Raw genomic sequence first — 400 nt, 5'->3', positions numbered from 1 at the left:
GCGTTCAGATCTTCTGCTGGATTGCGACGATCTGGGGCGGCCGGCCGATCTTCGCCACGCCCATGCTTTTCGTTCTCGGCTTCATCTTCACCTTTGTGATCGGCGGCCTGACCGGCGTCATGGTCGCCTCGGTGCCGCTCGACCTGCAGGTGCACGACACCTATTTCGTGGTTGCCCATTTCCATTATGTGCTGGTCGGGGGCGCCGTCTTCCCCCTGCTCGGCGCCGTTTATTACTGGTTTCCCAAGATCACCGGACGCATGCTGTCCGAGAGGCTCGGCCGCTGGAATTTCTGGCTGGTCTTCCTCGGGTTCAATCTTACCTTCTTCCCCATGCATATTCTCGGTCTGCAAGGCATGCCGCGCCGCGTTTATACGTATCCGCCGGCGAGCGGCTGGGG

General features: G+C 60.8%; 1 protein-coding gene. It reads left to right on the top strand.

From position 1 onward, the window contains the following. On the top strand, positions 1 to 400 hold a 400-nt coding region (locus EOC94_RS33805), incomplete at both ends, for a cbb3-type cytochrome c oxidase subunit I (RefSeq protein WP_185928398.1).

Origin of the sequence: Mesorhizobium sp. M6A.T.Ce.TU.016.01.1.1 (assembly GCF_003997065.1) — a bacterium.
In the GTDB taxonomy this organism is placed as follows: domain Bacteria; phylum Pseudomonadota; class Alphaproteobacteria; order Rhizobiales; family Rhizobiaceae; genus Mesorhizobium; species Mesorhizobium mediterraneum.
The sequence above is the reverse complement of the archived record's forward strand: the minus strand, read 5'-3'. Positions and strand labels throughout refer to the sequence as shown.